Here is a 25,582-nt window from a genome sequence, read left to right as displayed (position 1 = left end):
GCCGGTGCCGCCTCGAACTCCGCAGCGGGAGCTTCGGGTTGCGTTGCCACCTCTGTCTGGAACTCCGCAGCGGGCGCCTCAGATTCCGGCGCCGGTTCCGCCTGGAACTCCACGACAGGAACGTCAGACTGCGGCGCCGATTCTGCGCGGAACTCCGCAGCGGGAGCCTCAAGTTCCGACGCACGCTCCGCATCGAACTCCGTGGCAGCCTCGCGTACCGGTGCCGGTTCGGTTCGGAACTCCGCGACAGGGGCCTCGCGATCCGGCGCCGATTCTGCGCCGAACTCCGCAGCGGGCGCCTCGGATTCCGGCGCCGGTTCCGCCCGGAACTCCGTGGCGGCAGCTTCGGGTTGCGATGCTGCCTCTGCCTGGAACTCCCCCGTGGGAGCTTCAGGCTCCGGCGTTGGTTCGGCCTGAAACTCGGTGACCGGCGCTTCGGGCTCCGGCGTCGGTTCCGGCTCCCTGGTGAGAGGCGCCGGTTCGACCGGTGACTCCAACTTCGGATCGGCCTCGGGTCGCGCGGACTCGCTCGTCGCTGGGACAGCCGAGGGCTCCGGGTGGAACTCGCCGGACTGTGCGGCGCCTGCCGGCTCCGGGACGGGCTGGTCGGCCAGTGCCGGCTCGCTCGGGGCCGACTCGGCGGGAGGCTCCGGGTGGTGATCCTCCGCGGGGAGGTTTGGCTGAGCCGCTTCCGGCGGGCGGAGATCCGACTGGATGGGGGCTGCCGGTGACTTCACCGCGGGCATCTCCGGCTGGGCGCCTTCAGGCCGCGCGGACGCTGTCGGCACCTCGAGCTGCTCGGCTGGGGGTGCATGCCGTGACTCGCCCACGTACGGCGGTAGTGGGCCGGCGGGCTCGGATGTCTCCGGGGCCGCGTGGCGAGCCGTCTGATGGGGGGCCACCGGGCTCGGGAGGTCCGCCTCCGCGGTTACCGACCACTCCGGCTCCGGGGCGCGGTGCTCCCAGCTCGGCGGGGGTTCCGGGCGGTGGCGGCTCGGCGACGCGTCCTCCATGTGGCCCCACGACGGGCCCGTGATCGACGCCCCGGACCCCGCGGGCGGCTCGGGCTCGGCCCGGCCCGGCCCTTCCGGCCGCGACTCGGCGAACCCCGCCGGACGGCTCGCCGCTCCCGGCCGTGGCTCAGCGGGCGTCTCGACGCCCGCCGGACGCCCCGGCTGGTACTCCGGAACCGACGGAGCCGCGGGCATCGAGGGGGCCTGGGCAGCTGAAGGAACCGAAGGAGCTGCTTGACCAGAAGGAGCCGCCTGAGCCGAGGGGGTCTGAGCGGCCTGGGGAGCTAGGGGAACCGACGGAGCCGCCTGGCCAGAAGGAACCGACTGGCCCGAGGAGGCCTGGGGAACAGCAGGTGCCGACTGGCCCGAAGAAACCGCAGGACCAGGCTGCCCCGAGGACACGGGCTGTCCCGACGTCGCCGGCTGTCCCGGCTGGCCGTGCGGCATCGTGCGCCACACCGGTGCGGGGCCGATGTTCATCGCCGCCGGCGCTTGCCCAGGCGGCGGTGGTGCTCCCGGTGGCGGAGCCTGAGGTCGCGCCGCCGGCTTGGGGATCGGGTCCAGGCTCGACACCAGGACCGTCGTGTTCATCGGGTCTTCCACCTTGCGGCCGCTGCGCTCGCGGTAGACCATCTCGCCGTCGGCGTCCATCTCGACCAGGTAGCCCGCCTCCGCCAGCTGCTCCTCGTCCAGGTCACCCAGCTTTTCGTAGCGGGACGGGACCACCCGGTAGATCGGCCACGCCAGGCGCGCGTTCTCGGCGTGGAACTGGGCCAGCAGCGCCGCCATCTGCTGCTGCCACGGCAGCGACATCCCCTCGGCCAGCGACCGGGGCAACACGACGTACCCCGCGTCGACGCCGGGGTAGCCGACGCTCAGCTGGTCGGCCAGCGGGGTGCTGGAGGCGGGGCGAGCCGACTGCCGCGGCGGCTGGGGCGCGCCGAACAGCGACGCGGGGTCCTGGGGACCGCCGGGCTTGCCTCGCTTGCCGAATTTCCGTCCCACGTGCTCATCCTCTGCCAGTACGCGGCCACCTGCTGGTGGAGGCGCCGCGACGTCGGGTGAATCGGTTCCGTTGTCGGCCCATCCGCCGGCCCGCTCGTGTCAAGGGGCTTTAACCCATGCTAAACGCCGGGCCGGACCGCCTGCGGCACCACTTCGGCCTCATCGAACGAGAACGCCCGTGTGTGCACCGGGACACCGGTCTGCTGGGCCTCGACGACCTTGCCGTCACCGAGGTACATCATCACGTGGTGGATCGTGTTGGGATCCGCCGGATTGTTCGCGAGGAACAGCAGGTCACCGGGCTGCGCCTCACGCACCGGCAGCATCGCGCCCGCGTGGTACTGATCACGCGAGACGCGCGGCAGGATGATCCCGGCCGACTCGTAGGCCCGCAGCATCAGACCCGAACAGTCGTACGAGCCGGGCCCTGTGGCGCCCCACACATACGGCTTCCCCTGCTCACCCAGCGCGAAACTGATCGCCTTCGCGGCGGCCTGGCTCGGCGGCAGCAGCTGGCCCAGCCCGGTGCCGCAGGCGACGACGTCGACGACTTGGCCGACGTTCTCCACCAGCGTCGCCGCCATCGGCTCCCACTTGTGGTAGCGGTCCGGGAACCCCGAGCGCTCGACCCGCTGCGCGGCGTCCCCCGGGCGCATGTTCTCCCAGTCCGGCACCGCCAGCAGGACGTCGAAGAACTTGTTGACCTCGTACGTCGGGTCGGTGACCTGCGCGTACGTGCCCCAGCCCATCGACGGGCGCATCTGGAAGATGCCGAGGGAGTCGCGGTCGCCGTAGGTCAGGTTGTGCAGCCCCGACTCGGTCATGCCGGCCTGGATCGCGACCTGCCAGGCCCGCGGCGCGAGCGACCGCTGCTTGCCGATCGAAACGATCAGCGCGACCGTGCCGCGCTGCTCGTCGTCCAGGTTCGACGCGTCGACCGTGCCGCGCTCGCCCTCACCGGGCTGGGTCGGGCCGACCGAGGCGTCGCAGCTGGTCAGGGAGACGCCCCGGGCCTGCGCCTGCTGGTTGTCGATGACGACCTTGGCGGCGACGGCGGTGACGATGAGGGCGCCGATCGCGACGAACACGACCAGTCCCAGCCACAGCCCCAGCCGCCGCACGGTCAGCTCGCCTGGTCGTAGTCGGCGACCCGCCAGCCCGCGTTGGTGCTCACGACCGTGATGCTGAGCTTCGGCCCGTCCGTGGGGATCGTCAGCTGCACCGAGCTGGTGTAGGACGTGCCGACCGTCGGCTCACCGGTGACCTTCGTGGCCGGGACGTTCGCCGGGTCGACCGACGACATCACCGGCAGGTACTCCTCGGTCGTGAAGGGCTTCAGCTGCTCCAGCCACTGCGCCGACGTGATGCCCGCCGGGTGGTTCACCCAGGCCGCTGCCCATTCCTTCGCGACGCGGACGGCGTCCCCGTTCGGCGCCGCCGTCGTCGGGGTGACCAGCGGCTGGGACAGGCGCGTCGGCAGGTTGGACGTCGGCACCGAAGCGGCGACGCCCGGCTGCGTCGCCGTGACCGACGTGGTGGTCGTGCCGGGGGCGAGCGGCGACGCCTTGGCCGGCTGCTTGCCCATCACCTTGGGCACCACGATGCCGAGCACGGTGACCAGGATGGCCAGGAACACCAGCGTCCCGATGAGGTGGCGCGGCGAGCGCAGCGGAAAGCCCCACAGGCGGCGGTAGACCGCGGCGCGGCCGCGGTTGGTCCGGATCGGCATCCGTCACCGCCCCATCACTTGGTCGGTGTCACGCGGTTCCTCGCGGACTTCGATGCCCCGCGACGGCCGGTACAGCACGAAGACCGGCTTGCCCGCGACGACCTCGGGGTCGACGCGACGCGGCGTCGCCCGCACTCCCGGAGCCCGCGGCGCTTCCGGCGGGGTGTAACCGCTGAAGTCGGCTTCGGGCGTGCGCAGGTCGGAAGGGACGACGACGGGCTCGGGCTCGTCGTTCCAGCGCCGGTCGGCCACCGGCGAGGTGTCGACGCGGCGGCTTTCCTCGCCCCGCACGGTCGGCCGCCCCCCGGCGCCGACGACGACGTACTCGCCGGGGTCACCGCCGGCCGGGTTGTACTGGCCGTACACGGGAGAGCCCGGGCGGCCGCCCGAGGGCAGGGCACCGGCCGAGCCACCGCCGATGGCCCCCGGCCACGCGCCGGACCACGCCGCGGCCGGCCGGGACGCACTGGTGCCGTTGTTGTCGAGCCGCTGGGCGTTGGCGAAGATCGTCGCCTCCGGCCGGAACCGCCCCCCACCGACGGTCGCCCCCATCGGCCCGCGCTGCTCGCCGTCGACGACGTCGTCGGTCTCGCGCACGTTCTGCCAGAACGCGTCCTGCGGCGTCGGGCCATTGTTGTTGCGCCGGAACCGGGAGAAGATCCCGCCACTCGGCGACGGCACGGCGGCGCCGACCATGCTGACGGACATCTCGACCATCTGCCACAGCCGCCGGACAGGGCGGCCGACCATGAACAAGAGGACGGTGATCAGCCCGGCGAGCACCATCTGGGTGAGCATGTTGAGGGAGTTCCCGGCACCGAAGATCGCTTGGAGCAGCAGCATGTGCACGCCGGCGAGTACCGAGAGCACGATCAGGTTGAACGCCACTCCCCCGGCGACCTTGAGCACGCGGGGGAGAACCTGCGGCTGGAGCAGTGCGATCAAGCCGATCAACGGGGCGGTCAAGGCGAACAGCCGGATCAGCACCTGCGCGAGCAGGATGGATGCCTTGGCCAGCAGCTGGAACAGCGAATACACGAGCGCCTGGCCGAGCGAAAGGAACCCGGCACCGGTGCGGCCACCGGCCTCGCCGGTGAAGTACCCCGTGGCGGGGCCGAGCTTCGTGGAGATGTCCTTGTAAGCGGCCTTCTTCGCGTCCACGAGGCCGGCGTCGCCGTCGCCACCCTTCTGGATCTGGTCCCAGGTGAAGGCACGCGCGTCCAGCAACGGGGCACCGAACTGCTGCGCCTGTGGTGCCGTCGCGGAGCCGAACTCGCCCCGCAGCCAGTTCTCGTAGACGATCTGGCAGTGCAGGTCGGTCGGCAGGATGTCCCAGGTCGGCCGGCCGGCCGTGGTTCCCTTGTTCTGGCAGGAGATCTGGCCCTGCGCCGGATCTTGCGGCGGCGGCGCCGTCGGCGGCCCGGCGTCGACGAAGCCGGCCTGGATGTTGGTCGTGGTCTGCACGATCGCGTTGTCGATCGGGTCGAGGTACCGCAACAGGGCCAGCGAAGACGCGGCGAGCCAGACCGCGGCGAGCCCGTAGAGGGCACGTTTGCTCACGGCCGCGAGGTCGCCCCGCCAGATGTTGCGGAACATCATGATCGACATGATCAAGGCGACCAGGCCAAACAACTGGGCGTAGATGTTGTTGTAGATCTTGTCCGCGCCCGCCTTGACGGCGTTGTAGAGCGGGCTGAGCAGACTGCCCTGCAGAACCGTGTAGTGCAGCGAGTTGGTCGCCCCGACGATGTTCTTGCCGAGGCTGAACAGCTGGTTGCCGGCCCAGGTGTCGATCGCCGAGTTCGGCGAGCCGATCCCCGACAGCGGGCCGCAGTCGGTTTCGAACGTGTCCCAGACCATGCCGGCGTAGCCGTACGCCCGATACGGGCTGAAACCCTCACCGTGCACGCCGTCCGGCGGGTCGAGGGCACCGACCATGCCCGCGCCCGGGCGTTCCGGGTTCGGCGCCTCACCGCACGCCGCCGCGCTCGCCGCTGGGGCCGTCGCGATCGCCTGCAGGCCCAGGACCAGCATGACGGCGAACATCGTCGCCTTGCGGCTCGGGGTGCGGCGGCCCGGTCGGCGTGGGCCTTCCTTGATCCGCCGCTTCAGCGCGTGCCACCCGGCGGCCATCGACAGCAGGACCGCCAACGTCAGCAGGGTGCTCATGCGCCACGCTCCGCGGTCGCCGGGTCGGCGACGCCGGTGGCGAAGCCGCTGCTACGACCGGCACCGGTACTTCGGCTCCGGGCGGCGGTCATGCGGCGTCCCGGCCGGTGCCGCCCTTCCCGCCCGTGCGGGCGTGTTGCTGCCCGCCGTGTCCGTTGCCGTTCGCAGGCTGCTGGACGTCGCCCTGGACTTCGCCCGTTTCCGAGGCCAGTGGGTCCGGTGCGCCCAGCAGGTTCTCGTCGGCCAAGCCGACCTCCAGCTCCGCCGCCAGCTCGAAGTCCTGCTCCAGCTCGATGTCGTCTTCCGGTGGGGCCGCCACGAACGGCTTCTTCTCCTCCGTGTGAGGCAGGGCCAGTTCCGTGCCCGGGCGGCGGGGCTTCTCCGCGTCCTTCGAGCCCGGCGTCGTGTCCATCACCCGGCGCAGGTGGTCCAGGTGCGGGCCGGAGAAGTCGACGCGGATGCGCTCCACGCCGCCCGCGCCGTCGCCGAAGATGAACTGGCGGGGCTCGATGTCCCGCTCCAGGCCGCGCTGCTGCGCTCCCGGGCGGCGGCCCAGCGCCGCGACGACCTGCTCGTAGCCGACGCCCACCGGGACCTTCAGCAGCCGCAGCGCGTCCGCCTGGGCGTCGTCGTCGTCCAGGCGCCCGACGAACACCGAGTCCAGCAGGGTCACGAAACCCTGGATCTTCAGGAAGTCCGCCGGGATCTGCGACGACAGCAGCACGCGGACGTTCCACTTGCGCGAGTCACGCGCGAAGCGGTTCATCAGCACGCGCCCGGTCGGCACCTCCGACAGGAAGAACGCCTCGTCGATCCAGACGCCCTTGCGCATCTCCTTCGGCTTCTCGTAGACCGACCGCTGGGTCAGCCACGCCGCCAGGTTCAGCATCTCGACGCCGAGGGACTCCGCGTCCGTCCAGTACTCGCGCGGGACGCCGTCCTTCGGCAGGGTCAGCCCGGCCATGGTCAGCACCGTCAGCCGGTCGTCGCGGGTCTCGGCGTACGGGTCGGCGTCGGTCTCCGGGATGAGCAGCGCCATCCGCTCGCGCATCTCGTCGAGGAAGTCCGCGACGACGCCCGCGTGCTCGTGGTGCTCGCTCGAGTCGCGCCGCAGGGCGTCGATCACCTGGCCCGGGTCGGCGTCGAACCGGCCGCCGACGGTGCGGACCGCGCGCAGCAGCACGATCCGGGTCTGCGCCATCCGCGACACCTCGTACGGCAGGACGCCGGTGAGGACGTCCAGCACGAGACGCCGTCGCGTCGCGCCCGCGAGGGCCTTCTCGCGGCGCCACGAGCGCTCGGGGTCGTCCTCGTCCATGAAGTGCTCGATCAGCGGCTCGGCGACCACCCGGTACGGGTTGAGGATGCCGGGCTGGGCGTTGAGCAGGTTGATCGGCCGGGCGTAGGGCCGCAGCTCCGGCAGGTCGCACAGCCGCGACAGCGGGCCCGACGGGTCGAGCAGCGTCCAGCTCGCCCCGGCGCGCAGCGTCTTGTAGACGATGCCGCCGCCGAGGAACGACTTGCCGGCACCCAGGCCGGCGACCATCGCGGTCAGGCCCGAGCCGTCGCGGATCTCCTGGGCCATCCACGGGTCCCAGGCCACCGGGCGCCGGGTCGCCGTGCAGGTCTCGCCGAGCAGAATGCCGCGCCGGTCGCCGACCTCCGCGGTCGCCGTCGGCACCGCGGACGCGCCCCAGACGACCGAGCCGCGGCGCATGTAGGCCGCCGAGGCCAGCGGCTCGCCCGGGATGAACTCCCGCGCCAGCGCGTACTGGGCTTCCGGGTGCTCGATGGCGATCTTCGGCTTGTACAGGTCGAGCAGCTGCTGGGCCAGGCGCAGCGCGTCCCGTTCGGTCGGGCCGGACACCGCCAGCCGCCACCACGAGCGCACGCGGGTGGCGAGCGCGGTGAAGCCCGACGTCATCTCGTCGTCGATCTCCAGCACCCGACCGGCCTGGCGCGACAGCGACTGCGGCGGCTCCAGCTCGTGCTCGTCGGTGTAGTGCTTGACCTGCGAGCGCACCTTGTTCATCTGGCGCGCCAGCTCGCCCGCGACCTCCTCGGGGCGCCGGACGTAGATCCGCGCGGACACCTCGACGGCGGCGGGCAGCCGGTCGGCGTGCTGGATCCACGGGTCGTCGACCTCGGGGATCTGCAGGCCGTGCATCTGCCCGACGGTGAGGATCGCCAGGTGGCGCGAGACGCCGGCGTTGGAGCCGGTGCGGCCGCGGACGGTCACGGTCGGCGCGTACGGGTCGGCGTAGTAGTCGGCGGCGTCGGTGAAGCTGGCCAGGTCCTCGGGCTCCCAGGCCGCGCCGGGCACCGCGGGCATGTTCCGCGGCGCGGGCAGGCCGAGCGAGCACGAGCGGTGCATCAGCCAGGACATCTCCTCGGCGTGCACCGGCCGGCCTTCCAGCCCGGCGCTGCCGATGACCTGGTCGAGGTGCTCGACCTCGGAGTCCAGCGCGGTCAGCTCGGCGTCGACGGCCTCGGGCAGGATCTTGCGCAGCACCGGCGCGGCCCGCTCGACCGCGCGGTCGACCATCCGCCGGGTCTGCACCTGGACGCCCAGGTAGACCTCTTTTTCGGCCATCGAGCGGCCCATCAGCTGCTGCTGCTCGCCGATCAGGTAGTCGTCGAACGACAGCGCGCCCGGGACGTCGTTGGGGCGGCCGTGCGCGTTGTAGACGTGCGCCTCGGCCCACATCCGGATCGGGTACGGCCGGTTCGTGACGCGCAGGTGCAGCCAGCGGCCCTGCAGCTCGGCGTACTGGCCGGCGATGGCCGCGACGAGGTCGCGGCGCTGCGAGTCGGAGCGGAACGACCAGCGCTGCGGCGCCAGCCGGTACCAGGCGTAGACCTCGTACCCGCTGCGGACCAGGTGACCGTCGATGCTGCGCACCGCGATCGACGGGGTGTACGCCGGAATCGCCTGCTCACCGGGCAGGCGACGGCCCTTGGTGCTGCTGCCACCCGAACCGTTCCGCGCCGCGCGGACCTGCTCGGGCGGTTGCCACGCGCCCGAGTGTGCGTCCCGACCTTTACCTCGGCTACCGCCGCGACCGAACAACGACTACCTCCCGGCCCGGGCCGCACCGCGGCGGCTCGGGCGCGCTCGTGGGGTTCCTCTGACAGACACCGCGGCGCGTAGCGCTTCCGTTGAGGCGGTGGTGGGGGCATGGGTGGCCACGGCACCCGGCTGCGGGCCGTGGTGCCGGTACTGCCGTCTCCGGCGGTGCTTCGGCAACGGGCGCTCGGCCCGCACCCGGACGCGGCTGGCGCTGACGGCGCCGCCCGTGCCCGTGGTCGCCTGCCGCGGCGTGTTGAGCTCGCGCCCGGCCATCGAGACCACGGTGCCGAGCGGCCGCTCGTGGCTGATCTTGGCCGTCAGCAGCCGGGTCACCACGATGGTGGCGATGAACGCCCACGCCGTCGAGAAGAACCCGAAGCTCCACCCGGCCCAGCGCTCGACGCCGAGGACCACGAAGAACACCGGGATGCCGATGAGCCACGCGACGTAGCGGGCCCGCCAGGGAAAAGTCGCTTTCGGGGGGCCGAGCCAGACGGCGTCGACCCGGTAGACCTCGTCATCAGTCCTGATGCGCACGCGGGCCCCTGCCTCAGCCGGTGAACAGGCCGGCGATCCACTGGCCGACGTTGACGCCGGCGCCGCTGACCGCGAGTCCGATGATCGCCAGCGCGATGACCACGCCGGCGAGCCTGCGCATCACGCCGGCGTTGTCGCCCTTGCCGCCACCCAGCCACAGGAGCAGGAGCGCGACGGACAGCAGCACCAGGGGGATGACGTTGTCGAGCAGCCACTGGCGCACGTTTCCGGTGCCCAGCTCGCCTGCGGCCAGCGTGTCGAGGGTGGTCAAGGTCATCATCGCGTTACTCCCGGTGCGCGGTGGGGGCCGCGCGGTTCTGGCTCAAGCAGTGCTTCGAACAACATCATGGCGGCTACGAGGGGTAGCGGTCAAAGCGCGCTGAGTAGGTACCGGCTCGCTGCTCAACCGGGACGGCGCGCTTATTACCCGAAATCTCCACGCCCACCATCATCGCGGCAAGGGTCCTCCGGTCAAAGCCCGGCCGCCCATCGTTTTTGTCGCAGTGCCGAACTCACTCTCTTGGCAGAGAATCGCTCACTTTGCGTGCCCGGCTTGTGACCGTCGCCGGGCCCGAAACAGTGTGACACGACCCGAACGGCGGGCTTGCAGGAGTCCACACTGTGACGCCGAGTGGACCGGTCCGCCGAGATCCCGATCTTGGCGGCCGCGAACGTCCGTCACTAGGTGTTCAAGACCTCACACAAGTTTCACTACATAGCGTGATCTTGCTCCATTCAGACGCGCCGGCGGCCGGCGAACACGCCTTCCGGGAAGGCACCGGCCTCGACGGCCTGGCGGCTGAGAGCGCGGCACAGCAGCTCGAGCCGGGCCGTCTTCTCCGGCCCCAGGAGGTCCCACGGCCCGGTCGCGGCGGCCTCGGTGGCGACCTCGACCCGGTCGCGCAGCGCGACGCCCGCCTCGGTGAGCGCGCCCTCGGCGTCGAGGATCCCGCGGCCGGCCAGCCCGGCTTCGGCGGCGGCCCACTGCTCGTCGCTCCAGCCCCGGGTGAGCTTGGCGACCTCGGGCACGAACCCGTCGCCGGTGGCGACGTGCGTGATCAGCGCCTCGATGTTGCCGAGGCCGTTGAGCACGAGCGCGGCGATGTGGCCGTCGCCGCGGTACTCGCGCAGCAGCGTGATGGCGTGCCAGAGGGCGAGGTGCGGCTGGTCGGGCCAGGGCAGCGCCGCGTGCGCGGCGTAGAGGGGACGGCCTTCGGCGGTGCAGCCGGCCGAGGCCTCCCGGGCGAGCTCGGCGGCCTCGGCCACCTCTTCGCTCTTGAGGGTGTCGTCGCCGAGCAGGCGGGTCAGCACCTTGTCGACGCCGTCGAGGCGGGCTTCGAGGACCTGCTCGGGCGTGGCCAGCGTCCAGGCCCGCGGGATCACCCGCGCGACGACCTCGGGGTTGAAGTTGTAGAAGGTGGCCGCGACGACCTCGGCGCCGACGGGCCCCATGGCGGCGGAGCGGCCGGCGAAGTAGGGCATCCGCCCCGGTCGCAGCCCGATCCCGGTGAGAGCGGCGTCGACCTCGGGCGCGAAGTACGTCAGCGCGTGCAAGGAGTCGAAAGCCGACTTGAACTGCTTCTCGTTTCCCGCCATGCGGGCACCCTACCCCCGGGTAACCACTTGGCACGAGCCTCCGCGGCACCCGGTCGTGGGTGTTCAGGGCGGTGAGAACCGCCCTGAACACCCACGACGGGGTGCGGACGAGCTGGCGTGTAAGCCGGATCCTGTTCCCCGGTCGCCTTGCGGCTCGCGGGGCGGCGGTCATCCATCTCGGCCTGCCGTCGCCGGCAGGCTCCAGCGGCCTACCCGCAGACTCGGACGGGCCGTCCTCGAGCGCCTGCGCAGGAGCCGAAGCTCCCTCTTGGCCTTGCTCCGGGTGGGGTTTACCTAGCCGTCCCGGTCACCCGGGACGCTGGTGGTCTCTTACACCACCGTTTCACCCTTACCCCGGCCCTCGCGGGCCGCGGCGGTCTGTTTTCTGTGGCACTTTCCCGCGGGTCACCCCGGGTTGCCGTTAGCAACCACCCAGCCCTGTGGAGTCCGGACTTTCCTCGAGCCGGGTCGCCCCGGCCCGCGACCGCCCTGCCAGCTCGTCCGCGCCGGGAATCGTACCCGGGCGCGCTCACCACCCCGCGATGGCGCCGCTGTGGTCGCGGTCGCCGCCATGGCGCGGGCGGACGATCTCGGGCGCGGGCTCCCCGCCGGGCGAACGCAGCCGGCGCGCCAGCTCGGCCGTCCAGTGCAGGACGGCGGCGGGGCTGTCGAGGCCGATCAGCCCGACGAGCGCGCCGTCCCGGACGAAGCCGGTGATCGGGCGGGTGCCGGGCGCCGGGGACTCCAGCAGCACCGTGTCGGTGCCGAGCATGGGCCGGCCGGCGACCTGGATGCGGACGCCGTGCTGTTCGGACCAGTAGCGCGGCACCGGCGTGTACGCCGGTGAGCCCTGCGGCCCGGCGAGCAGGTTCGCGGCGGCCGCGCGGCTCATCTCGACCGCGTTGAGCCAGTGTTCGTCGCGCCGCGGCACCGGGTCGAAGCGCAGGTTCGGCCAGCGGGCGACGTCGCCGGCCGCGACGATCGTCCGCGAGCCGACGACGTGGCAGGTCGGCCCACAGACGACGCCGTCGTCGAGCGGGAGCTTGGCACCGCGCAGCCACGACACCGCCGGCACGCTGCCGACGGCGACCACGACGCAGGCGACGTCGAGGGCGCGCCCGTCGGTGAACTCGATCCCCACCGACGCCGCGGTGGGCCGCCACCGCCGGACCGCGGTGCCGAGCTCGAGGCGGACGCCGCGGGCGGTGTGCAGCGCCGTGAGCCACTCGCCGATGTCGGGCCCGAGGACGTCGGCCAGCAGGGCCCGCGCGCGGCCGATGAGGACGACGTCGCGGCCCATCTCCCGGAGGCTGGACGCGACCTCGCAGCCGATGAAGCCGTCGCCGACGACGGCGACCGGGCCGGGACCGGTGGCCAGCGCGCGCTTCAGGGCGATCGTGTCGGCCAGCGTCCGGACGACGACGACCCGCTGGTGCCCGTGCGGGGCGCCCGGCATCCGGCGGGGTTCGACGCCGGTGGCGATGATCAGCCCGTCGTAGCGCAGTTCCTCGCCGCCGAGGTGGACGACCTGGCGGTTCGGCGACAGGCCCGTGACGGTGGTGGCGAAGCGCCACTCGGCGTCCACTTCGAGGGGGTCGGCCAGGAGCGTGTCGGCGCGGCTGACGGCGCCGGTGAGCAGGTGCTTGGACAGCGCCGGGCGGTGGTAGGCGATGTCGGGCTCGGCGCCGATGACGACGACCTCGCCGTCGAACCCGAGTTCGCGCACCCGCTCGGCGGCACGCAGGCCGGCGAGGCCGGCTCCGGCGATGACGATCCGTTCGCTCATCGGATGGCTCCCACCAGGTGGATGGCTCGCATGGGACAGGCGCGGGCGGCGGCCCGGACGTGGGGTGTCAGCCGGGCCGCCGGCCGTTTCTCGTACTCCAGCCGGCCGTCGTGGCCGAGCCGGAAGACCTGGGGCGCCTCCGACTGGCAGACGCCGTAGGAGTGGCAGAGGTGGCTGTCGACGTCGACGCGCAGGGTGTCCGCGTCCGGGACCGGCGCGATCAGCCCGGCGCGCACGAGCGCCGACGCGGGCAGCACGCGCAGTGCCGACAGCACGACCGGTGGGACCAGCAGCGTGATCCCGGCGAGCCAGAAGGCGGCGAGGTGGCCGCTCCGGATCGCGCCGAGCCAGGCGTACGCGGCGAGCAGGCCGATCGCCGGGTAGCCGAGCCGGTGGAAGCGGAGCCAGCGCGGTCGAACTCGGCACCCGAAGCCGCGGCGATCTCGGCTGGCCGGCACCGCCCACAGGGTGTGCTGCTTCAGCCGCGTCAGCAGGGTGCGGCCGGTCTGCTGCAGCTCCCCGGCGGCGGCCGGGAGAACGGCGCCGAGCAGCGGCGCGGCGGTGGCCGCGAACAGTGCTGCGAATCGGAGCGGCATTCCGTGTCCCCTCGTGGAGTGGTCCTTACCGGGAGCTACGCGTGAAAGGTGCGGCACGGTTCTCGATGTCACCTTTTAGAGACTGTGATGTGCATCACAAGACAGCTTTTGAACCGTTCACGCGAACACATCGTGGCGACCGGGAGCCGAATAGCCGGAGAAACTGATGCATATGGCCTATCAAGTATTTCTGCGCTACGCTCTGCTGGCCCTTACGGTCCGCCAGTCAGGTGAGGTTGCGAGCTTTATGGAAGCACCGGGCAGAACAGGTATCGGCCACACCGGCCCCTCCTCGTCCGCCGCCGCGGCCGTCCTCGCGGCGGACCCGGTCGACGACCTGGTCCCGTTGCTGTACAAGAACTTTCGCGCCACGCTGTTCAGCCAGGTGTTGTCCCTCACCAACTACGACCGGCAGTGGACCGAGGACGTGGTGCAGGAGACCATGATCCGCGCCTGGCAGCACTCCGAAACCCTTGAGCGCGAGCCTGGCATGCTGCGAGGCTGGCTGCTCACGGTGGCCCGCCGGATCGTCATCGACGGCTGGCGGAATCGCCGGGTACGCCCGCAGGAGGTCGCTCTGGAGATCCCCGACAACGCCGAGTCAGCCGACCGCACCGACAGTTCGTTAGCCGCACTAACGATTTCCCGCGCATTGACGGAACTGGACGAGAAATACCAGTCCGTCATCTCCCAGACGTACCTCGCCGGAAATACCGTTCGCCAAGCCGCGACCATTCTCGGAATTCCGGAGGGAACCGTGAAATCGCGGTTGTACACGGCGATGCGGCAATTGCGTAAGGCGCTCGGGGAAGTGACGGTGCGATGAGGGCGGGGAAAGGGGTGCACCGGGACGCCGCGGCCTACGGGCTCGGCGTCCTCGACGATCCGGGGGAATTCGAAGCGCACCTGAGCGGGTGTGCCCGCTGCCGGGTCCGCGTCGCCGAGTTCCGCTCGGTGACCGGGGTGCTCGCGCGAGCGGCCGAGCTCGGCTACCTGCCCCCGGGCGACGGGACGGCCCCGCGCCGGAAGTCGTGCCGGTTCGGCGGCCGGCGGCCCGGCTCGGCGACCGGCACGCTCCTGCTGCTGGCCCTGGGCGTCGGCGTGACGGCCCTGTGCGCGACGGGCGCGGCCTTCGGGAGGGACGGGTTCGCAACCGCTGCGTCCATCGTCTCCCCTGCTCGCTTCGTCGCCGGCACCGGCGCCCACCTGCGGGTTCTCCCGAGTTCGGCCGGTTACCGGTAGTCTGCCCGAACCCAACATGAAAGTCCTTACGGTGGATACCGAAGTAAATCCCGAGAACCCCGTCAGCGGGGCTTCGGTACCGAAGCGTCCGGCTCCGCGGCTCCCCGGCCGCGAGCCCGAGCTCAGCCGCTTGACCAGGCTCTTCCCGGTCGCGCTGGGCGGCACGGCGGCGAGCGCGGTACTGGCCGGCGAGTTCGGCATGGGCAAGAGCGCCACGCTGCGCGCCGCCGCGGCGCTGGCCGCGGACTCGGGCTTCACCGCCGCGATCGCCACCGGGTCACGGCTCGAGAGCCACCTGCCCGGCGGGGTGGCCCGGCAGCTGGCCGAAGCCCTGCAGGACATCACCGCCGACCCGGCCTCACCGCGGCCGCGCCTGCCGCACGCCGCCGAGCAGTGCGGCCCGGCCGGCGAGAGCGAAGCGCTCGAACGCTTCTTCCACCTCGTCCGCGAGGCGGCCGAGCGCGGCCCGCTGTTCCTCGGCATCGACAACGTCCACCTCGCCGACGCCTGGTCGATGCGGTGCCTCGCCTACATCCGGCACCGCGTGCTCGACCTGCCGGTGCTGATCGTCCTCACCGCCCTGATCGGGCACCCGCCCCACCGCGAGGTGGCCCTGCTGGAGATGGCGGGCTGCACGCCGGCCACGATCACGCTCAACGGCCTCGGCGACGCGGCCGCCGCCGAGATCCTCGGCCTCGCCCCCGGCGAGCTGGCGTCCACCTGCCGCGAGGCCACCGGCGGCAACCCGTACCTGCTGCACGCGCTGCGGCCGCGGCTGCTGCCCGGCGCGGACCCGCACGCGCTCGGCTCGTCGCTGATCGGCCAGGTCCTCCACACCCGGATGCACGAGTTCCCGAACGCCCCCGCGATCCTGCACGCGGCCGCGATCGCCGGCGAGGACGCGAGCTTCGACCTGCTGGCCCAGCTCGCCGGCATCGACGAGCTGGACGCGCTGCCGGCGATCGACACCATGGTCCGGCTGCACGTGCTCGACAACAGCAGCCGGCCGACGCTGTCCTACTCCTTCGTCCGCAACTCCGTGCTCAAGGACATGCCGCAGACGACGCGGGCGGTCAACCACGCGCGGGCGGCGAAACTGCTCGCGGAGACCGGCGCGCCGATCGAGCGCGTCGCCGCGCACCTGCTCGAGGCCACCGCGATCCGGATCCCCTGGGGCGTCGACATCCTGCGGCAGAGCGCGCGCACCGCCCTGTTCGCGGGCGACGCCGAACTGGCCTCGCGGCACCTGCGGCGCGCGCTCGACGAGCGGCTGAGCTCCGGGCGGCGGGTGGCCGTGCTGCTGCAGCTGGCGCACGCCGAGTTCCAGGTCGACCCGCCCGCGGCCGCGGTGCGGGTGCGCGAGGCCGTCGACAACATCGGCCGCCGCGAGACCGCCGCGTTCATCGCCAACGCCATGCTGCTCTCGCTGTGCGGCGGTCAGGACGCCCGGCTCGCGATCAGCGCGGCCGGCCAGATCGCGGCGCGGCTCGACGCCGGCGGCCCGGACGCCGTCGGGCCGCTGCTGAGCATGACCTACCTCGCCGAAGCCGGCAGCCGGCTCGGGCCGCCGCCGGAGTTCCGCGACTTCGAGGAGCAGTGGGCGCCGCTGACCGACCCGGCCGCGCGCCGGAGCCGCTCGGCCCTGCTGGCGCTCGACACGGTCCGCAGCGGCGAGTCCGCGCAGGACGCCATCGCGCACTTCGCCGACGCCTTGGCAGGCGACGACGACGGCGATTTGTTCGAGCAGCACTACTTCTTCACGCTGGCCACCGCGGTGCTCGCGGACGAGCCGGCCCACGTCGACCGGCTGTGCCGGATCCTCGACGTCGAGCGCGAGCCGTGGGACGTGCACGTGCCGCAGGGCGCGCTGCCGACCCTGGCCCGCGGGATCGCGCTGCAGGCCGGCGGCGACCTGCAGCGGGCGAGCGTCCACTTCGAGTCGCTGCTGCGGCGGTTCGACGAGCGCGGCGCGACGACGACGTGCCCGGTCGGTGTGCTGTGCGCGGCCAAGCTCGTCGAGTGCTGGGTCGACCTGGGCCGGTTCGAGGCGGCGACGTCGCTGCTGGACCGGATGGACTTCGTCGCCGGCCAGGGCCTGTTCACCCACACCTACCTGCTCTACGCGCGCGGCCGCCTGCGCGTCGCCACCGGCTACACCCGCTTCGGCTTCGAGGACCTGCTCAGCTGCGGCCGGCGGCTCGCGCACCACGGGATGCGCTTCCCCGGGTTCGTGCCGTGGCGCGCACACGCGGCCCGCGCGGCGCTCGCGCTCGGCCAGGGCGAGGACGCGGCCCGGCTGGCCGAAGAGGACCTGTCCGCGGCGACCCGCTGGGGCGCGGCGCGCCCGCTCGGCACCGCGCTCACGACGCTCGGGCTCGTCCGCGAGGACGACGAAGCCGAGCGGTCCCTGGCCAAGGCGATCACGGCGCTGAGCGCGTCACCGGCCCGCCTGCAGCTGGCGACGGCGCTGACCGAGCTCGGCTCGCTGCAGTCGCGCCACGGCCAGTCCGAAAAGGCCATCGAGACGCTGCGGCAGGCCGTCGAGCTGAGCGAGCACTGCGGCGCGCGCCCCCTCGCGCGGCGCGCGGCGGAGGAGCTGCGCTCGTCGCGGCGCGCGTTGACCCCGGCGAAGGACAACGAGCACGGCTTGACGCGCCAGGAAAGCCGCATCGCCGTGATGGCCGCACAAGGCCTGACGAACCGCGAGATCGCGACGGCGTTGCACCTGACGCGGCGCACGGTCGAGCTGCACCTGTCGGGCGCGTACCGGAAGCTCGGCATCCCGGGGCGCGCGGAACTCGGTGGCGCACTGGCGAAGTCCCACCGCGGCGGGTGAGGTCCCACCGCGTGGACGCGCGTTGACCGCCCCAGGCGTCGTTGCTCTACTCGGGCCATGTCTTCGCCCGAGGAACCTCTGAAATTCGCCTACTGGGTCCCGAACGTGAGCGGCGGGCTCGTCACGAGCGACATCGAGCAGCGCACGGACTGGGGCTACGAGTACAACCGCGAACTGGCGGTGCTCGCCGAGAACAACGGGTTCGAGTACGCCCTCTCCCAGGTCCGCTACACGGCGAGCTACGGCGCGGCCTACCAGCACGAGTCGACCGGGTTCAGCCTGGCGCTGCTGCTCGCCACCGAGCGGCTCAAGGTGATCGCGGCCGTGCACCCGGGCCTGTGGCACCCCGGTGTGCTGGCGAAGTTCATCGCGAGCGCCGACGTCATCTCCGGCGGCCGCGCGGCCGTGAACGTCGTCAGCGGCTGGTTCAAGGACGAGTTCACCGGCCTGGGCGAAGCGTGGCTCGAGCACGACGAGCGCTACCGGCGGTCGGAGGAGTTCATCCGCGTGCTGCGGGAGCTCTGGACCAGCGACCACGCCGAGTTTCGCGGCGACTTCTACCGGATCCACGACTTCGACATCAAGCCGAAGCCGGTCGTCACACCGCACCCGGAGATCTTCCAGGGCGGCAACTCCACGGCGGCGCGCAAGCTCGCCGGGCGCGTCTCGGACTGGTACTTCAGCAACGGCAAGGACTTCGACGGCTTCAGCGAGCAGGTCGCGGAGGTGAACGGGTACGCGGCGGAGAACGACCACACCGTCCGATTCGGACTGAACGGCTTCCTCATCGCCCGCGAGACCGAGAGCGAAGCGAAGGCCGTGCTGCGCGAGATCGTCGACAAGGCCAACCGCCCCGCCGTCGAGGGCTTCCGCAACGCCGTCAAGCAGGCCGGAAAGTCCACTTCGGACACCAAGGGCATGTGGGCAGACTCGGAGTTCGAGGACCTCGTGCAGTACAACGACGGCTTCCGCACCCGGCTGATCGGCACGCCGGAGCAGATCGCCGACCGCGCCATCGAGTACAAGCGGCGCGGGGCGAACCTGCTGCTGCTCGGCTTCCTGCACTACCTGGAGGACGTCGAGCACTTCGGCGAGCACGTGCTGCCGGTGATCCGGGCGAAGGAACGCGACCTCGCCCGCGGCGCCGCGACCCCGGAGCCGCTGAGCGTCTGAGATGTCCTGAAGGGCACCCTCAGGGAAACCTGGTCCCTGAGGGTGCCCTTCACGGCACTCCGGCTAGCGTGCACTGGTGAACTTCTGGGCGGGTGCCGCGAGCCTGGTGCTCCTGATCGGGGTGCTGGTCTTCGCGATCGTCCGGCCGCGCGGCTGGCCGGAGGCGGTCGCCGCGGTGCCGGCGGCGGGGCTGGCGCTCCTGCTCGGGCTGGTGCGCCCGGCCGCGGCCGGGCACCGGGCCGTCGAGATCCTGCCGACGCTCGGCTTCCTGGCCGCGATCCTCCTGCTGTCCTTTTTGGCCAGTGTCGACGGCGTGTTCGCCTGGCTCGGCAACCGCCTCGCCGAGGCGTGCCACGGCAAGCCGAAGCGGCTGCTGGTGCTGACGTTCGCCGCGGCGGCGGGCGTGACGGCCGTGCTCAGCCTGGACGCCACGGTCGTCCTGCTCACCCCGGTGGTCCTCGCGACGGCGTCCAGCCTGAAGATGCCCGCGCGGCCGCACGCCTACGCCTGCGTGCACCTGGCGAACTCGGCCTCGACGCTGCTGCCGGTGTCCAATTTGACCAACCTGCTGGCCTTCGCCGCGTCCGGGCTGACGTTCGCCGGGTTCACGGCGTTGATGGCGCTGCCGTGGCTGGTGACGATCGGCATCGAACTGCTCGTCTTCCTGCGGTTCTTCGCCACGGACCTGAAGCCGCAGGAGACGGCGGAGCCGCGGCAGCACCTGGAGACGCCGACGTTCGCGCTGGTCGTCCTGGCGCTGACGCTGGTCGGCTTCGGGCTGGGCCCGCTGGGCCACGTCGAGCCGGTCTGGATCGCGACGGCCGCGGCGCTGGTCCTCGGCGTGCGCGCGCTGGCGCGGGGCAAGATCAAGCCGTGGCAGCTGATCAGCGAGGCGGCGCCGCAGCTGTGCCTGTTCGTGCTGGGCCTGGCGGTGGTCGTCGAGGCGGTGTCGGAACACCTGCTGGGCGGCCTGCTCCGCGACGTGCTCCCGACGTCGACGGGCCTGGTGGACCTCCTGCTGGCGGCCGGCGTCGCGGCGCTGCTGGCCAACCTGGTCAACAACCTCCCGGCGACGCTGATCCTGCTGTCGGTCCTGGGCACGCACCCGGCGCCGGGCGTGCTGCTGGCGGTGCTGCTGGGCGTCAACATCGGCCCAAACGCGAGCTACCTGGGGTCCCTGGCCACGCTGCTGTGGCGCCGAGCCCTCCCGCGGCACCCGTCGGCGAAGACGTTCCACGCGCTGGGGGCCCTGACGACCCCGCTGTGCCTGGCCGCGGCCACGGTGGCCCTCTGGCTGGGCCTCACCGTCGCGACGTAACCCGTCACCCGCGTGATCGCGGCCGGATCTCACGTGACTGAGGCCGGAACTCGCGAGTTCCGGCCTCAGTCACGCGGGTCACGGGCCCGATCACGCGAGTGACGGGCCGGGTCACGCGGGTTACGGGCCGTGTCACGCGGGTTACGGGTTCGGGACCGTCAGGGTCTGGCCAGGCTTCATCGTCGCGCCGCAGTCGTCCAGCGGGCCGCCGAAACGGTCGGCCGCCACGGCCGGGATCGTCACCTTCGCGTAGTCCTGGGCCGCCTTGAGCTTGGCCGGGTCCGTGACCGCGTCCTTGCGGACCCAGTCGCCGTTGCGCAGGCCCTCGATCGGCGACGAGTAGACCAGCACGTAGTCGCGGTCCAGGCGCGGGTCCAGCGCGATGCCGTTGCCCGCGGCCCACGGGCCCCACGAGTGGATGAACGTCGGCTTGACCGTGTCGAACACGTAGTTGCGCAGGCCCGCGAGGTCGTTGTCGTGGACCAGGTCGGCGATCGGCTTGTTGACCAGGCCGGCCATGTCCACCAGCTCGAGCCGGCTGGTCATCGACGAGCCGCCGAGGTCCGGCAGCAGCAGCGACGCCTTCTGGATGCCCAGGATGTCCGCGTACGTGTTGAAGCCGCGGCCGAAGCGGTCCGCGACCAGGCACGCCGTGATGTTCGGGTTCTTCGCGAACTTGTCCGCGGCCTGGGCGAACCCGACGGCCGACGGGACGAACGCGCCGACCAGGACCACGACGATCCCGATCCGCAGCAGCGCCCGGCGGTGCTTCAGCAGCTCACCCGCCGACAGCGTCCCGGCGATGACCGCCAGCGGCCAGATCGGGCTGGCGAACCGGTGCTGGTACATCCAGTCGGCGACCATCACGCCGTACGCGACGATCCCCAGCCCCAGCGGCACCAGCAACGCGGTCAGCGAGCGCCGCCACGGCGCCTTGACCAGCGCGAACACGATCACGAGCAGCAGCAGGACGACGCCGGCCCAGCCCGCGTAGCCGGCCAGCTCGAAGGGCCGCTTCACGGCGTCGAACCCCGGCAGGCCCTGCTGCTTCGCGACCGACGGGTTGGCCAGCAGCCTGCCGAACTCGGCGTGCCGCCAGACGACGTACGCGCCGAACGGGACGGCGAACGCGGCCACCGACAGCAGCGCGAGCCGGAAGCTCTTCCAGAACAGGCCCGACCGCAGCAGGAACAGCGCGGCCAGCGGGTACGCGCCCGCGTAGATCAGGCCTTCCGGCCGGGTCAGCGCGGCGAACGCGACCATGACGCCGGCCCACAGCGCGACCTTCGGGGTCAGCAGCTTGTCCCGCTTCACCGAGACGAACAGCGTCACGCCCAGCGTGACGACGACGAAGGCGAACAGCGAGTTCTCCAGGCCGGACACGACCCAGATGACGAACGACGGGATCGTCGCCAGCGTCAGGCCGACGACCAGGGTGGCCAGCCAGGCGAAGCGCGTGAAGATCTGCTTCGCGGCGATGTAGCAGGCGGTCAGGATGCCGCCGGTGAACAGCAGGCCCAGCAGCTTCGGGAACAGCACGTAGTCGGGCAGGCCGAAGAGCAGGCCGTGGTCGAAGAGGCCGACGAGCTTGCCGACGCCGAGCAGCACCATCCACGTCGGGTCCGAGAAGCCCTCGACCGGCGGCGCGCCCGGCTGCAGCACCGGGCCGAGGCCGTCGGCGAAGCTGCGGGCGTAGGAGAAGGTGATGGCGGCGTCGTCGACGATCCAGTGGCCGTAGCGGGTGGCGTGCGCCGCGACGGCGGCCACCCCGGCGAGCACGGCCAGTACCGGTGCCAGGCGCGCGCCCCAGCCCCGCGTCGTGGTGGTGGCCACGGGGTCGTCGGGGACGTCGCTCTGGGAAGTCTCGGTGAGTGCGCTAGCCGTCATGTCCTCGTCACTGTTCCGCCCGCAGGCCTCTGCCGGTGGGTTACGCACGAGCCGGCGCCCCATGAATGGACCCGAGGCCGGGCCCACCGCCGCGGCGCCGCGGTCGAGCCACTGTAGCCAATACCCCATCGGGGGTCGGCCACGCGTCGCCGTTGAGCGTGATCCACCCCACAGTTGCCCCGGTCAGCTCAGGTGCGACGTGTCGTTCACCAGCCGGACCGACGCGTTGCCGTCCGGATAGAACTCGACGATCGACAGCGACGCCAGGTCCAGGTGCAGCCGGAACAGCAGCGACGGCCCGGCGTCCAGGCCCATCCGCAGCAGCGTCTTGATCGGCGTCACGTGGCTGACCAGCACCAGCGTCCGGCCGCCGTGCTCGGCGATCAGCTCGTCGCGGGCCTTGCGGACGCGCTGGTGGACGACGTCGAAGCTCTCGCCGCCGGGCGGCGGGACCGAGCTGTCGCCGATCCAGGAGCGGTGCAGGTCCGGGTCGCGGTCGGCGGACTCGGCGAACGTCAGCCCCTCCCACTCGCCGAAGTCGGTCTCGATGAGACCGGGGTGGGTCTCGACGCGGCCGCCGAGCGCGTCGGCGACGGCCTGCGCGGTCTGCTTCGTGCGCGTGAGCGGCGAGGAGATGATCGGGACGGACTCGCCGTCGACGATCAGGCCCTCGGTCGCGGCCAGCCGCTTCGCCGCCGCGGCCGCCTGCGCGCGGCCGAGTTCGGTGAGCGGGACGTCGCCGCGGCCGGAGTAGCGCCGCAGCGCCGACATCTCCGTCTGGCCGTGGCGCAGCAGGAGCAGCCGGGTCGGGGTGCCGCGGGCGCCGGTCCAGGCGACGACGGCGCGGTCCGGCTTCCGGGTCGGCAGCTTCGGCGCGGCCGGGGCGGGCTTGCCGGCGGCCGGCTTCCCGGTGGCCGCGTCCATCGCCTCGTTGGCGAGCCGGTCGGCATGCGAGTTCTGCGCGCGCGGGATCCACTCGTAGCGGACGCGCGTGAAGCCGGCGGCGATCTCCTTGGCCTGCGCGGCGAGCGGCTGCATGTCCGGGTGCTTGATCTTCCAGCGCCCGGACATCTGCTCCACCACGAGCTTCGAGTCCATCCGGACGTCCACAGTGGACGCTCCGAGCTCGGCCGCGGCGGCCAGCCCGGCGATCAGGCCGCGGTACTCGGCGACGTTGTTGGTGACGACGCCGAGGCCTTCCTTGCGCTCGGCGAGAACCTCGTCCGTCGCGGCGTCCTTGACCACCGCGCCGTAGCCGGCGGGGCCCGGGTTGCCCCGGGAACCGCCGTCGGCCTCGATCACGACGTGCTCGGTCACAGGCCGGACTCCACGGTCCTGACCAGGATCGCGCCGCAGTTCTCGCACTGCACGACGTCGTCCTCGGGGCCGCCCTTGATCTCGTTGACGGTGTTGCGGTCCAGCTCGAGCTGGCAGGCGCCGCACCGGCGGGCGCGCAGCAGCGCGGCGCCGATCCCCTTGTGCTCGCGGACGCGCTCGTACAGCTTCAGCAGCGGCTCCGGGAAGCGCGGCAGCAGCTTCGCGCGGTCTTCGTCGCGGCGGGCGCGGGTGGTGTCGAGGTCCTTGAACGCCTCGTCACGGCGGATGATCGCGGCGGCGACCTCGGACTCGGCCTTGTCGACCTCGGCGCCCGTGCGCTGCGCGTCCAGGCCCAGCGCCTCGCGCTGCTCCATCAGCTCCAGGAGGTCGTCTTCCAGCGCGCTCTGCCGGCGCTGCAGGGTCTGCAGCTCGTGCTCGATGTCGGTCATCTGCTTGGAGTTCACGGATCCGGACGCCAGGAGCTTGCGGTCGCGGTCCTCGCGGGCGCGCACCGACTCGATCTCCTTCTCCTGCCGGGCCACCTCCCGGTCGAGGTCGGACGCGGCGGTCTCCGTGGACACGAGCGCGTCGCGGCGATCCCGGACGGTCTTCTCCCCGGCGTCGATCTCGGCCAGCTCGGGAAGGGTGCGGCGACGGTGCGCGGTGCGCGAGAGCTCGGCGTCCACCTTGGCGAGCTCGAGCAACTGGCGCTGCACGGCGGGTTCGGCCTTCACGGTGCTCCTCTTAATTCGATGTGCGCTCGGCGCGGACGTTCCACGGGTCGGTGCACCGCGTGGAGACGCAGATGTCGACGTTACCCGCAAACGCTCGCGCCACGACCGCCGAGGCTTGCCTGCACCAGGGCCATTCGCTGGCCCAGTGGGTCAGCCCGACCAGCGCGGGCACCGGGCCCGGGCTCGCCAGGTGCTCACCCGCGGGGTGATGCCGCAGGTCGGCGGTGACGTAGGCGTCGACCCCGGCTTCGGTGGCCAGCGCGAGGTAGGAGTCGCCGGCCCCGCCGGAGACGGCGACGGTGCGGATCGGGCGGTCTTCGTCGCCCGCGCCGAGCACGCCGGGGACGGTCGCGGGCAGGGCGTCCGCGACGCGCTGCACGAAGACGCCGAAGGGTTCCGGCTCCGGCAGTTCGCCGATGCGGCCGAGGCCCGTGACGCCGTCCGGCTTCGGGTCGAGGGGCCGCAGGACGCGGAGGCCGATCGCTTCGGCGAGCGCGTCGGAGACGCCGGGGTCGGCGGAGTCGGCGTTGGTGTGCGCGCAGTAGAGCGCGATCCCGGCGCGGATCATCCGGTGCACGAGCGCGCCCTTCGCCGTGTCGGCGGGGACGCCGTGCACGCCGCGCAGCAGCAGCGGGTGGTGCGCGACGATCAGCTGCGCGCCGAGCTCGGCGGCTTCGTCGAGGGTGTCGGCGCCGGGGTCGACGCAGAAGAGCACGCGCGTCACGGACTCGGCCGGGTCACCGCAGACGAGGCCGACGGCGTCCCACGACTCGGCGAGCGCCGGCGGGTACGCCTGCTCCAGCACGGTGATGACTTCGGAAAGGGCGGGCATCCGGGGATCTTCGCATGTAGCGTTTCGGGCCATGCGGCTTCGGTCCTGGCTCGTCACGGTGATGGTGGCGCTGGCGGCGCTCCTGGCCTGCACGGCCCCCGCTTCGGCCGCGGCGCCGTCGTTGTGGCGCCTCACGGATCTCGCGGCGCAACGCGTCCGGATCGCGGACCAGGTGGCGGCGGCCAAGTACGGCACGCCGTCCCCGATCGACGACCCGGTGCGCGAGCAGCAGATCTACCACACGGTCGCGGCGCGGGCCCCGCGGCTGGGCCTGGACCCGGCGGACGCGGTGCGGTTCTTCCGCGCCCAGATCGAGGCGAACAAGGTGGTCCAGCGCGGCCTGTACGCCCGCTGGGCCACGCACCCGTCGGAGGTCCCGGCGACCCGCCCCGACCTCGGCGAGATCCGCCCGGTGATCGACCGCCTCAACAACGGCCTGCTGACAGAGCTGGCGGCGACGCTTCGGGCACGAACGGCCCGTTCGTGCCCGCAGCGTCAGCTCCTCGCCGCCGGCGTCGCGGACGTCGTCCACCGCTTCGACGCCCTGCACGCGCGAGCGTTGGAAGAGGCGGTCTCGGCGACCTGCCTGCCGCGTTAGGGGGCGCTCCGGCGGCGGGTCACCGCCGCCGCGAGCGCCGTGCGGGGGTCAGTTGCAGTTGCCGCAGCAGCCGCAGCCCTGGCCAGTGCACTTCGAGCAGCACCCGTGCATGATCGCTCTCCTTCCGGTTCGCGTCCTCGCGCG

At 72.3% G+C, this 25,582-nt stretch carries 19 protein-coding genes and 1 other RNA gene; 6 read left to right on the top strand and 14 right to left on the bottom strand.

What is annotated here, in order from left to right:
- Positions 1 to 2,137 precede the first annotated feature (2,137 nt).
- From MUY22_RS18375 to MUY22_RS18330, 10 genes are all read right to left on the bottom strand, one after another.
- Positions 2,138 to 3,139, bottom strand: coding sequence for a C40 family peptidase (locus MUY22_RS18375; RefSeq protein ID WP_247061187.1), 1,002 nt, complete (start codon positions 3,137 to 3,139; stop codon positions 2,138 to 2,140).
- A 2-nt stretch (positions 3,140 to 3,141) separates the two neighbouring features.
- Entirely contained in the window at positions 3,142 to 3,747 is a 606-nt protein-coding gene (locus MUY22_RS18370) for a hypothetical protein (RefSeq protein WP_247061186.1), read from the bottom strand.
- Positions 3,748 to 3,750: 3 nt separating this feature from the next.
- Positions 3,751 to 5,916, bottom strand: coding sequence for a magnesium transporter (locus MUY22_RS18365; RefSeq protein WP_247061185.1), 2,166 nt, complete (start codon positions 5,914 to 5,916; stop codon positions 3,751 to 3,753).
- 88 nt (positions 5,917 to 6,004) lie between these two features.
- Complete coding sequence (locus tag MUY22_RS18360) at positions 6,005 to 8,986, bottom strand: ATP-binding protein (protein ID WP_247061184.1); 2,982 nt, start codon at positions 8,984 to 8,986, stop codon at positions 6,005 to 6,007.
- A gap of 3 nt (positions 8,987 to 8,989) precedes the next feature.
- Positions 8,990 to 9,523, bottom strand: coding sequence for a hypothetical protein (locus MUY22_RS18355; protein ID WP_247061183.1), 534 nt, complete (start codon positions 9,521 to 9,523; stop codon positions 8,990 to 8,992).
- 13 nt (positions 9,524 to 9,536) lie between these two features.
- On the bottom strand, positions 9,537 to 9,803 hold the full coding sequence (locus MUY22_RS18350; protein WP_247061182.1) for a hypothetical protein: 267 nt from the start codon (positions 9,801 to 9,803) through the stop codon (positions 9,537 to 9,539).
- A 455-nt stretch (positions 9,804 to 10,258) separates the two neighbouring features.
- Entirely contained in the window at positions 10,259 to 11,119 is an 861-nt protein-coding gene (locus MUY22_RS18345; protein WP_247061180.1) for a hypothetical protein, read from the bottom strand.
- Positions 11,120 to 11,223: 104 nt separating this feature from the next.
- Positions 11,224 to 11,619, bottom strand: an RNA gene (rnpB, locus tag MUY22_RS18340) — RNase P RNA component class A.
- Positions 11,620 to 11,648: 29 nt separating this feature from the next.
- A complete protein-coding gene (locus tag MUY22_RS18335; protein WP_247061178.1) occupies positions 11,649 to 12,905 on the bottom strand; it encodes an NAD(P)/FAD-dependent oxidoreductase in 1,257 nt (418 codons plus the stop codon).
- A complete protein-coding gene (locus tag MUY22_RS18330; RefSeq protein WP_247061176.1) occupies positions 12,902 to 13,501 on the bottom strand; it encodes a ferredoxin in 600 nt (199 codons plus the stop codon). Before MUY22_RS18330 ends, MUY22_RS18335 begins: the two co-directional genes overlap by 4 nt.
- A 247-nt stretch (positions 13,502 to 13,748) precedes the next feature.
- Here MUY22_RS18330 and MUY22_RS18325 point away from each other — a divergent pair, with 247 nt between their 5' ends.
- The 5 genes from MUY22_RS18325 to MUY22_RS18305 all read left to right on the top strand — a co-directional run bounded on the left by MUY22_RS18325 (position 13,749) and on the right by MUY22_RS18305 (position 20,070).
- Complete coding sequence (locus MUY22_RS18325) at positions 13,749 to 14,327, top strand: sigma-70 family RNA polymerase sigma factor (protein WP_247063978.1); 579 nt, start codon at positions 13,749 to 13,751, stop codon at positions 14,325 to 14,327.
- Positions 14,324 to 14,743: a hypothetical protein gene (locus MUY22_RS18320; RefSeq protein ID WP_247061174.1), complete on the top strand. Its 420-nt coding sequence runs from the start codon at positions 14,324 to 14,326 to the stop codon at positions 14,741 to 14,743. Before MUY22_RS18325 ends, MUY22_RS18320 begins: the two co-directional genes overlap by 4 nt.
- A 31-nt stretch (positions 14,744 to 14,774) precedes the next feature.
- Complete coding sequence (locus MUY22_RS18315; RefSeq protein WP_247061172.1) at positions 14,775 to 17,579, top strand: AAA family ATPase; 2,805 nt, start codon at positions 14,775 to 14,777, stop codon at positions 17,577 to 17,579.
- A gap of 57 nt (positions 17,580 to 17,636) precedes the next feature.
- Positions 17,637 to 18,752 carry a dimethylsulfone monooxygenase SfnG gene (gene sfnG, locus MUY22_RS18310; RefSeq protein ID WP_247061171.1) on the top strand — a complete coding sequence of 372 codons (1,116 nt, stop codon included), beginning with the start codon at positions 17,637 to 17,639 and terminating at the stop codon, positions 18,750 to 18,752.
- A 76-nt stretch (positions 18,753 to 18,828) separates the two neighbouring features.
- On the top strand, positions 18,829 to 20,070 hold the full coding sequence (locus MUY22_RS18305) for an SLC13 family permease (protein WP_247061170.1): 1,242 nt from the start codon (positions 18,829 to 18,831) through the stop codon (positions 20,068 to 20,070).
- A gap of 141 nt (positions 20,071 to 20,211) precedes the next feature.
- On the opposite strand, the gene MUY22_RS18300 is transcribed toward MUY22_RS18305, so the two are convergent.
- The 4 genes from MUY22_RS18300 to MUY22_RS18285 form a co-directional block, all read right to left on the bottom strand.
- Positions 20,212 to 21,957: a hypothetical protein gene (locus MUY22_RS18300; RefSeq protein ID WP_247061169.1), complete on the bottom strand. Its 1,746-nt coding sequence runs from the start codon at positions 21,955 to 21,957 to the stop codon at positions 20,212 to 20,214.
- A gap of 183 nt (positions 21,958 to 22,140) precedes the next feature.
- Positions 22,141 to 23,274, bottom strand: coding sequence for a bifunctional RNase H/acid phosphatase (locus MUY22_RS18295; protein WP_247061168.1), 1,134 nt, complete (start codon positions 23,272 to 23,274; stop codon positions 22,141 to 22,143).
- On the bottom strand, positions 23,271 to 24,008 hold the full coding sequence (locus MUY22_RS18290) for a zinc ribbon domain-containing protein (protein ID WP_247061167.1): 738 nt from the start codon (positions 24,006 to 24,008) through the stop codon (positions 23,271 to 23,273). Before MUY22_RS18290 ends, MUY22_RS18295 begins: the two co-directional genes overlap by 4 nt.
- 10 nt (positions 24,009 to 24,018) lie before the next feature.
- Entirely contained in the window at positions 24,019 to 24,840 is an 822-nt protein-coding gene (locus MUY22_RS18285; protein ID WP_247061166.1) for a Nif3-like dinuclear metal center hexameric protein, read from the bottom strand.
- Between the two features lie 31 nt (positions 24,841 to 24,871).
- Here MUY22_RS18285 and MUY22_RS18280 point away from each other — a divergent pair, with 31 nt between their 5' ends.
- Positions 24,872 to 25,438 (top strand): chorismate mutase, encoded by a 567-nt coding sequence (locus MUY22_RS18280; RefSeq protein WP_247061165.1) that lies wholly within the window; start codon positions 24,872 to 24,874, stop codon positions 25,436 to 25,438.
- Positions 25,439 to 25,582: the final 144 nt, after the last annotated feature.

This window comes from Amycolatopsis sp. WQ 127309 (assembly GCF_023023025.1).
Classification (GTDB): Bacteria; Actinomycetota; Actinomycetes; order Mycobacteriales; family Pseudonocardiaceae; genus Amycolatopsis.
Note: the sequence above shows the minus strand (reverse complement) of the source record. Positions and strands in the feature narration are given on the sequence as shown.